A 9,221-nucleotide genomic window follows, 5' to 3' on the forward strand; every position below is an offset into this window, starting at 1 on the left:
TGGTCCAAGCGGCACCCGAGGGGGCCGATCGATGACCGGCCGCGGCGGAGGCAGAACCGGCGGGGGTGCCACAGGACGCGGCCGGGCGGGTATGCGATCCACACCCGCCCGGCCGCGTCGCGCTCCCCAGCCGCGGGTGGGCTCGCCCGCGGATGCCTCCACGCGGCTGCGGTTCGGAGTCGGACGTGTGCTGATGCTGGTGGCGCTACTCGTCGTCGCGATGCAATTGCTGTGGCTGCAAACGTTTTCCGCGCCCAATCTGTCGGCCGAGGCGGCGAGCCAGCGCACGGTGCATCAGACCGACTGGGCGCAACGCGGTGCCATCCTCGACCGCGACGGCCGCGCGCTCGCGTTCACCGTCGTGACGAAGAAGCTCAGCTTCCGGCCGATAGCCGTGCGTAAGGATCTGGCGGACGCGCGGGCGAAGAGCGACAAGGCGCCCGAGGTCGACAAACGGCTGGAAGCGATCGCCGAGACGATTCACGAGAAGCTGGGCAAGGACGCGCCCCCGGAAGCGGAGCTGCTCGCCAAACTGCGCAGCGACGACCAGTTCACCTACCTGGCCTACAACGTCGACTCGCGGGTCGCCGACGAGATCACCGAGAAGTTCCCCGAGGTGGGGACCGAACGCCAGGACACACCGGTGTATCCGGGGGGCGCGCTGGCGGCGAACGTGGTGGGCGCGACCGGCTGGGACGGGCACGGCCAGGTCGGGCTCGAGGCGTCGATGGACGCGACGCTGGCGGGCACCGACGGTTCGCACACCTACGATCGCGGCTCCGACGGGGCGGTCATCCCCGGCAGCGAGCGCGACAAGGTGCCCGCGGTCAACGGCTCCAACATCGAACTGACCCTCGATTCCGATCTGCAGTACTACGTGCAGCAGCAGGTGCAGGAGGCCAAGGACAAATCCGGCGCGCAGGACGCCTCGGCGGTGGTGCTGGACGCGCACACCGGCCAGGTGCTGGCCATGGCCAACGACAACACCTTCAATCCCGCGCAGGATCCGAAGTTCTGGGCCTCGGCCGATATCGGCAATCCGTCGGTGACCAATGCCTACGAGCCCGGTTCGGTGAACAAGATCATCACCGCGGCGGCGTCCATCGAATACGGCCTGACCAACCCCGACGAGGTTCATCAGGTCCCGGGGGAGATCCACATGGGCGGGGTCGTGGTGCACGACGCGTGGTCGCACGGCGTCATGCCGTACACCACCACCGGTATCTTCGGTAAGTCGTCGAACGTGGGCACGTTGATGCTCGCCCAGAGGGTCGGTGAGGATCGCTTCGCGGATATGGTCAAGCGTTTCGGGCTGGGACAGCGCACCGGCGTCGGGCTGCCGGGTGAAAGTGGTGGCATCGTGCCGCCGCGCGACCAGTGGTCCGGTTCTACGTTCGCGAATCTGCCCATCGGGCAGGGTCTTTCGATGACCCTGCTGCAGATGACCGGGATGTACCAGGCCATCGCCAACGACGGGGTGCGGATCCCTCCGCGCATCGTCAAGGACGTGATCGGCCCCGACGGGCACCGCACCAGCGAACCGCAGCCGGACGGCGTGCGGGTGGTGAGCCCGCAGACCGCGAGTACGCTGCGGCAGATGTTCCAGGCCGTGGTGCAGCGCGATCCGATGGGATACCAGCAGGGCACGGGCGCTCCCGCCGCGATCGAGGGCTACCAGATCGCCGGGAAGACCGGGACCGCGCAGCAGATCGACCAGAAATGTCAGTGCTATTCCGCCGATCGTTACTGGATCACCTTCGCCGGGATCGCACCGGCGGACAATCCGCGCTATGTCATCGGCATCATGTTGAACGCACCCGTGCGCAGCACCGACGGCAGCGGTGGGCAGTCGGCGGCGCCGCTGTTCCACAGCATCGCCTCCTGGGCGCTGCAGCGCGATCGCGTTCCGCCGTCGACCGTGCCGCCGAAACAGCTTGTGCTCCAGGCGATGTAGTGGTGTGTGCGGCTGAATGTCCGGTTTCGGAAGCGTGGGTGTCCGTGTGCGGCCCGCCGCACGGGCGGGTGCGGGCGCGGTGAGGCCGGGGAGCCGGTGCGCGCGAGGCGGCCACGCTGCGTGGCCGCCGATCGCCCACAGGTAACCTGACTCCCCGACCCCGAATCTCGACCCGATGCACAGATGTGCGCCCACGAAAGGAGCCTGGTGCCCGTGCAGCCCAGCCCGCAGGTGCTTCGCCCCGCCGTTGCGTTGCCGACGCCGGTGCCGGCCGTTGCCGAACTGACCGGTGCGCGGCTGACCTCCGGCGACCCGGCCGGGATCGAGATCACCGGCATCGAACAGCGCTCGAACGCCGTGCAGCCCGGTGATCTGTTCGCCGGTCTGGCCGGTGCCAAGGCCCACGGCGCCCGCTTCGCCGCCGATGCCGTGGCACGCGGTGCGGTCGCGGTGTTCACCGACGCGGCCGGTGCCGAACTGATCGGCGAACTGGATGTGCCGGTCCTCGTGCACGACGACCCGCGTGCGGTGCTGGGGGAACTGTCGGCGGCGATCTATGGTCATCCGTCGCGGCAGCTACAGGTCATCGGCATCACCGGCACGTCGGGCAAGACCACCACCTCCTATCTGGTGGAGGCCGGACTGACCGCGGCCGGCCTGTCGACCGCCCTGATCGGCACGATCGAGACGCGGATCGCGCGGCGCGCCGATGCGAACCCGGAGGAGGGGGCCGCCGGGACGGGCGGCGCCGTCGAGTACCGCCGGGTGCCCAGCGCGCTGACCACGCCGGAGGCGCCGCAACTGCACGCGATGTTCGCGCTGATGGTGGAACAGGGTGTGCAGGCCGTGGTGATGGAGGTGTCCAGCCACGCGCTGGCGCTGGGCCGCGTGGACGGTGTGCACTTCTCCGTCGGAGCCTTCACGAATCTGTCGCAGGACCACCTGGACTTCCACGCCGATTTCGAGGACTATTTCGCCGCCAAGCGCCGGCTGTTCGTCCCGGATCCGGGGTCGCCGCAGCGGCAGGTCGCGGCCGACACCTGCGTGATCTGCGTGGACGACGCCTGGGGCCGGCGGCTGGCGCGGGAGGCGAGCGGGCGTGCCCGGGTCGTCACCGTGGCGACCGCGGACTGCCCGACCGGGGAGACCGAACCGGAATGGACGGTGACCGGCGCCGCCGCGCTGGCCGACGGCGGGCAGCAGTTCACCGCGGTCGGCCCGGACAATGAGTTTCCGGCCCGGTTGCGGCTGCCGGGGCGCTACAACATCGCCAACGGCCTGCTCGCGATCGCGGTGTGCGCCGCGGCGGGGGTCGACGCGGCGGTGGCGGCCGCGGCGCTGGGCGAGGTGGATGTGCCCGGCCGGATGCAGCGGGTGAACGCCGGGCAGGATTTTCTCGCCCTCGTCGACTACGCGCACAAGCCGGCCGCCGTGGAATCGGTGATCGCGACGCTGCGCCGGCATCTGCGCGACACCGGTGGCCGCCTGGCCGTGGTCGTGGGCGCCGGTGGCGATCGCGACGCCGGTAAGCGGCCGCTGATGGGCGCCACCGCGGCGCGCGGCGCGGAACTGCTGGTCATCACCGACGACAATCCGCGCACCGAGGATCCGGCCGAGATCCGCGCCGCGATCCGCGCGGGCGCGCTGGGTATCGCCGAGGCCGAGCGCGGTGAGGTGCGCGAGATCGGCGATCGGGCCGCCGCCATCGCCGCGGCCGTGGAGTGGGCACGGCCGGGGGATGTGGTGCTGGTGGCAGGTAAGGGACACGAGACCGGGCAGGAGATTGCGGGTGTGAAGTATCCGTTCGACGACCGTGAGGTGCTGGGACAGGCCCTGGAACGTAAAACGAAAGACCTGACGGTTTCATGATCGAAATGACTCTGCGGGAGATCGCCGAGGTCGTCGGCGGCACGCTGCACGACGTGAGCGATCCCGCGGTGACGGTGACCGGTGCGGTCGAATTCGATTCGCGCCGAATCAATTCCGGCGACCTGTTCCTGGCGCTGCCGGGCGAGCACGTCGACGGGCACGACTACGCCGGCAAGGCCGTGGCCTCCGGCGCGGTGGCGGTGCTGGCGGCCCGTCCGGTCGGCGTACCGGCGATCGTGGTCGAACCGTTCGCCCCCGCGGCCGATGCTGCGGCGAACCGCTCCTATGTGCTGGCGCACGACACCGACGGCTCCGGCGCCGCCGTGCTGGCGGCGCTGGCCAAACTGGCGCGCGCGAGCGTGGACCGGCTGGCCGCCGCGGGCCTGAACGTGGTCGGAGTGACCGGTTCGGCCGGGAAGACCTCCACCAAGGACCTGCTGGCGCGCGTGCTCGCGCCGTTGGGCGCCGTGGTCGCCCCGCCCGGATCCTTCAACAACGAACTGGGCCATCCGTGGACGGCGCTGCGCGCGGGAGCCGACTCCCGCTTCCTGGTGCTGGAACTGTCCGCGCGCGGCCCCAGCCATATCAAGGCGCTCACCGATATCGCGCCCCCGCGGATCGGTGTGGTTCTCAACGTCGGCACCGCGCACCTGGGTGAATTCGGCGGCCGCGACGCCATCGCGCAGGCCAAAGGCGAACTGGTGGAAGCGCTTCCGCCGACCGGCGTCGCGGTGCTCAACGCCGACGACCCGCGGGTGGCGGCGATGGCCGCCCGGACCCGGGCCCGGGTGGTGACCTTCGGTCAGGCGTCCGGTGCCGACGTGCGGGCCACCGACATCGTGCTCGACTCCGACGCGCGGGCGCGATTCACCTTGCACGCCAATGGCTCTCACGCCGAGGTGCATCTGGCGGTGTACGGCGAACACCAGATCTCCAACGCGCTGGCCGCGGCCGCCGTGGCGCTGGAATGCGGTGCGGATCTCGACACCGTGGCCCGTGCTCTGGCCGGTGCGACGGTCGATTCGGCGCACCGGATGGATGTGCGGACCCGGCCCGACGGCGTCACCGTCGTCGACGACTCCTACAACGCGAATCCGGATTCCATGCGCGCCGCTCTCAAGGCGCTGGTGTCGATGTCGCGCGCCGGCGGTACGCCGGATGCGCCGCGCGGCCGGCGCAGCTGGGCGGTCCTGGGCGAAATGGCCGAACTGGGTGAGGAATCGATCGTCGAACACGACGGTATCGGCCGGCTCGCGGTGCGGCTGGACGTCGACCGGCTGATCGTGGTCGGCACCGGGCGCCCGGCCCGCGCGCTGCACCAGGGTGCGGTCATGGAAGGCTCGTGGGGCGAGGAATCCATCCTCGTACCCGATATCGAATCCGCGATCGCCCTGCTGGACAACGAGATCGCGGCCGGTGATGTGGTGCTGGTCAAGGCGTCGAACTCCGCCGGTCTGTGGGCGGTGGCGCAGCACGTGCTCGCATCGGGTGAGCAGGGCACGGAGGCAGCTGGATGAGGCAGATTCTGTTCGCGGCGGGTATCGCGCTGGCGGTGTCGATCCTGCTGACGCCGCTGCTGATCCGCATGTTCGCACGGCGCGGATTCGGCCAGGAGATCCGCATCGACGGCCCCGAGAGTCATCAGGCCAAGCGCGGTACCCCGACCATGGGCGGTGTCGCGATCCTGATCGGCATGTGGGCCGGATATCTGGGCTCGCATCTGATCGGCATCGGCTATCACGCCGACGGGCCGTCGGTCTCGGGCCTGCTGGTCCTCGGCTTGGCCACCGCGCTGGGCGTGGTCGGCTTCATCGACGACTTCATCAAACTGCGCAAGCAGCGCAATCTGGGCCTGACCGCGGCTGGTAAGTACATCGGCCAGCTCGGTTCGGCGGTGATCTTCGGGGTGCTCGCACTGCAGTTCCGCGGCGCGGGCGGGCGGACCCCCGCCAGCCGGCATCTGTCGTACGTGCGCGAGATCAACACCGTCTCGATGAGCGTGATCATCTTCCTGGCGTTCGTCTGCCTGGTCGTGGTCGCGTGGTCGAACGCGGTGAATCTGACCGACGGCCTGGACGGCCTGGCCGCGGGATCGATGAGCCTGGTGCTGGGCGCCTACGTGATCATCACGTTCTGGCAGTACTACCACGCCTGCGAATTCAAGGCCGAGGCCGGCTGTTACAACGTGCGCGATCCGCTGGATCTGGCGCTGGTGTGTGCCGCCGGCGCGGCGGCGTGTGTCGGATTCCTGTGGTGGAATGCGGCGCCTGCCAAGATCTTCATGGGCGATACCGGTTCGCTGGCCCTGGGTGGCCTGCTCGCCGGATTGTCGATCACCACCCGCACCGAACTGCTCATGGTCGTGATCGGCGCGCTGTTCGTCGCCGAGACCGTGTCGGTGGTGCTGCAGGTGGCGGTGTTCCGGACCACCCGCAACCGGTTGTTCAAGATGGCGCCGTTCCATCACCATTTCGAGCTGAGCAAATGGGCGGAGACGACGGTCATCATCCGGTTCTGGCTGCTCGCCGGAATCGCGGCGGCGGTCGGTCTGGGCTTGTTCTACAGCGAATACCTCTCTCAGGTCGGGTAAGCAGCGATGGTCGAACATACTCCGCGGGCCCTGCGATCACCGGGTCCCATGCTCGAATTCCTGCGTGGCCGTGACGTTCTCGTCGCGGGATGGGGGGTGTCGGGGCGCTCGCTGATCGAGCCGCTGCGCGATATCGGCGCCCGGCCGGTGGTCACCGACGCCGGGGAGAAGGCGATGGCCGAGGCCGCCGAACTCGGCCTCGACACCGCCACCGGCGCCGCACTGCTCGAACCGGGTGCGCTGGAACGGTTCGCGCTCGTCATCACCAGCCCGGGCTGGCGTCCGGGTTCGCCGGTCCTGGTTTCGGCGGTCACCGAGGGCATTCCGGTCTGGGGCGATGTGGAATTCGCCTGGTGGGTGGATCAGGCGCGGCTCTACGGTCCGGTGCGCAAATGGCTGGTGATCACCGGAACGAACGGCAAGACCACCACCACCCAGATGACCCACGCCATTCTGCGCGCGGCCGGGCTGCCCAGCGTCGCCTGCGGCAATATCGGGCTGCCGATCCTGGACGCGCTGCGGCGCACCCCGGGTCCGCAGATCCTCGCGGTCGAGCTGTCGTCGTTCCAGCTGCACTGGGCGCCGTCGGTGCGCCCGGAAGCCGGTGTGGTGCTGAATGTGGCGGAGGATCATCTGGACTGGCACGGCGGTCTCGACGCCTATGCGGCCGCCAAGGCGCGGGCGCTGACCGGACGGGTGGGCGTGGTCGGACTCGACGACGCCGTGGCCGCCGCGCTGGCGCGAAAGTCCAAGGCGCGCCGCACCGTCGGCTTCCGGATCGGCGTGCCGGCCGATGGTGAACTCGGTGTGGTCGACGGCAAATTGCTGGACCGGGCCTTCACCAAGGCCGCGATCCTCGCCGAGGTGGGCGATATCAGCCCGCCCGGGCCCGCCGGTGTCGCCGACGCGCTGGCCGCGGCCGCGCTGACCCGTGCCATCGACGTGGCCCCGCAGTTCGTCAAGGAGGGCTTGGCCGAACACAAGGTGGGCCCGCACCGCGCCGCCTTCGTGCGGGAACTCGGCGGGGTCGGATTCGTCGACGATTCGAAGGCGACCAATCCGCATGCCGCGCGGTCCTCGATCCTGGCGCATCCGCAGGTGGTGTGGATCGCCGGTGGTCAGCTCAAGGGCGCCCATATCGACGATCTGGTCGAGGAGGTCGCCGAGCGTCTCGTCGCGGCGGTGGTCTTCGGTCAGGACGCGCCGGTCATCGCGGCGGCAATGGCGCGACACGCGCCGGATGTCCCGGTGGTCGAGCTCGGTTCGGGTGACGATGCACAGATGAGCGGGGAACCCTCCACGGCATCTCTGGTCGCCGAGATCGACGGCGCCGACGCGGTGATGGCCCGCGCGGTACGCATCGCCGCCGGATATGCCGGGCGCGGCGACACCGTCCTGCTCGCTCCGGCCGCGGCCTCCCTGGACATGTTCGCCGACTACACCCATCGCGGCCGCAGTTTCGTCGCGGCGGTGCAGGCCCTGGACGAGAGAGATATCGGGAGCCAGCAGTGACGAAACCGGCGCGCAAGCCCGTGGGCACCTGGTTCGGTGCCTGGCTGGCGCGCCCGCTGGCCGATTTCCACCTGGTCGTCACCATCGCCACCCTGCTCACCGTGCTCGGGCTGGTGATGGTGCTGTCGGCCTCGAGTGTGGAGGCCTACGCCGACGGCGGTTCGGCCTATTCGCTGTTCATGCAGCAGGCGTTCTTCGCGGGCCTGGGCGCGGCGCTGTTCTATGTGGCGCTGCGTATTCCGATGCGGGTGCTGCGGCAGCTGTCGTTCCCGCTGTTCGCGACGTCGGTGCTGTTGCTGGTGCTGGTGCTGATTCCCGGAATCGGTTCGCAGGTTCAGGGTTCGCGCCGCTGGTTCGACCTCGGCTTCGTCTCGGTGCAGCCGTCGGAGATCGTGAAGGTCACCCTGATCCTGTGGGGCGCGCATCTGCTGGCGACCCGCCGCAGCGACCAGGGCGGGTACAAGGACATTCTGGTGCCGCTGGTGCCGGCCGGTCTGCTGACCTGTCTGCTGATCGTGCTGGAACCGAATCTGTCGACGACCATCGCGGTCGGCCTGGTGCTGGTCGCGCTGCTGTGGTTCGGCGGGTTGCCGGTGCGGCTGTTCGTGACCATCGCGGTCTCGGGTGCGGTCGCGGCGGGAATTCTGGCGCTGTCGGCCGGCTATCGATCCGATCGCATGCGCGCGTTCTTCAATCCCGGCGACGATCCGCAGGGCATCGGCTATCAGGCGCGCCAAGCGCTGTTCTCCCTCGCTGACGGCGGGATCTGGGGGCGCGGGCTCGGCCAGAGCCGGGCCAAGTGGAGTTATCTGCCCAACGCGCACAACGACTTCATCTTCGCCATCATCGGCGAGGAACTCGGATTTCTCGGATGTGCCCTGGTACTGGGGCTTTTCGCGCTGTTCGTCTTCGTCGGCCTGCGCATCGCCGCCCGATCGGCCGATCCGTTCCTGCGATTGCTGACCGCGGCCGCGACCACCTGGATCACCGGGCAGGCGCTGATCAACATCGGCTATGTCGTGGGCCTGCTGCCGGTGACGGGCCTGCAGTTGCCGCTGGTATCGGCCGGTGGTTCGTCGCTGGCGATCACGTTGATGATGTTCGGCCTGATCGCGAGCGCGGCCCGGCACGAACCGGAGGCGATCGCCGCGCTGAAGGGCGGTCAGGACGGGCGGTTCAGCCGCTTGCTGCGGCTGCCGATCCCGGAAACCTACGCCCCCGCTCGCGCGGGACGGGCCCGCGCGGTCTCCGGCCCGCGACGGCGGGAACTGCCGCCCGCGCGCAAGCGGTCGGACA

6 protein-coding genes are annotated in these 9,221 nt (G+C 69.6%); all 6 read left to right on the forward strand.

The window, feature by feature from the left end:
• Window positions 1-91: 91 nt before the first annotated feature.
• Window positions 92-1,954 (forward strand): peptidoglycan D,D-transpeptidase FtsI family protein, encoded by a 1,863-nt coding sequence (locus tag NK1_RS32950; RefSeq protein WP_157104565.1) that lies wholly within the window; start codon window positions 92-94, stop codon window positions 1,952-1,954.
• A gap of 183 nt (window positions 1,955-2,137) precedes the next feature.
• Window positions 2,138-3,823, forward strand: coding sequence for a UDP-N-acetylmuramoyl-L-alanyl-D-glutamate--2,6-diaminopimelate ligase (locus tag NK1_RS32955; protein ID WP_063015115.1), 1,686 nt, complete (start codon window positions 2,138-2,140; stop codon window positions 3,821-3,823).
• The gene (locus NK1_RS32960) at window positions 3,820-5,340 is read left to right on the forward strand and encodes a UDP-N-acetylmuramoyl-tripeptide--D-alanyl-D-alanine ligase (protein WP_063015116.1); all 1,521 of its coding nucleotides are present in this window, start codon (window positions 3,820-3,822) and stop codon (window positions 5,338-5,340) included. Before NK1_RS32955 ends, NK1_RS32960 begins: the two co-directional genes overlap by 4 nt.
• Window positions 5,337-6,413: a phospho-N-acetylmuramoyl-pentapeptide-transferase gene (mraY, locus tag NK1_RS32965; protein WP_062966230.1), complete on the forward strand. Its 1,077-nt coding sequence runs from the start codon at window positions 5,337-5,339 to the stop codon at window positions 6,411-6,413. Before NK1_RS32960 ends, mraY begins: the two co-directional genes overlap by 4 nt.
• Window positions 6,414-6,461: 48 nt before the next feature.
• Window positions 6,462-7,925, forward strand: coding sequence for a UDP-N-acetylmuramoyl-L-alanine--D-glutamate ligase (gene murD, locus NK1_RS32970; RefSeq protein ID WP_063015117.1), 1,464 nt, complete (start codon window positions 6,462-6,464; stop codon window positions 7,923-7,925).
• A partial coding sequence (gene ftsW, locus NK1_RS32975) for a putative lipid II flippase FtsW (RefSeq protein WP_245660999.1) occupies window positions 7,922-9,221 on the forward strand: 1,300 nt, incomplete at its 3' end. The genes murD and ftsW, both read left to right, overlap by 4 nt.

The sequence above is a fragment of the Nocardia kruczakiae NBRC 101016 genome (assembly GCF_001612965.1).
Taxonomy (GTDB): Bacteria; Actinomycetota; Actinomycetes; order Mycobacteriales; family Mycobacteriaceae; genus Nocardia; species Nocardia kruczakiae.